Annotated in this window: 1 protein-coding gene; it reads right to left on the bottom strand. The window is 66.3% G+C overall.

Annotation, left to right across the window (positions count from 1 at the left end):
• Positions 1-128: 128 nt before the first annotated feature.
• Positions 129-230 (bottom strand): IS3 family transposase, encoded by a 102-nt coding sequence (locus tag H6A16_RS10660; protein ID WP_342589756.1) that lies wholly within the window; start codon positions 228-230, stop codon positions 129-131.
• Between the last annotated feature and the right edge of the window lie 16 nt (positions 231-246).

Here is a 246-nt window from a genome sequence, read left to right as displayed (position 1 = left end):
GAGCGCAGGGCGCCCTCCACCGCTGCGCCCCAGCCCCGCCTGGCGCTCACGTCGCGCAGCGCCCTGAGGTCGGCTCCGAGGTCGGCGGGCGCCTCGGAGTCGAGGAACGCCACGTGGATTGGCAACACTTATTTGGACGGTTTCGACAGGATCAGCCCCGCCTTCCTGAACTCGACGGGGCTCATGTAGCCGAGCGTCGAGTGGATCCTGAAGTTGTTGTACCAGTGCACGTAGTCGGACAGCTTG

The sequence above is a fragment of the Collinsella tanakaei genome (assembly GCF_016900375.1).
Taxonomy (GTDB): Bacteria; Actinomycetota; Coriobacteriia; order Coriobacteriales; family Coriobacteriaceae; genus Collinsella.
This window is presented reverse-complemented; position numbering and strand designations above follow the sequence as displayed.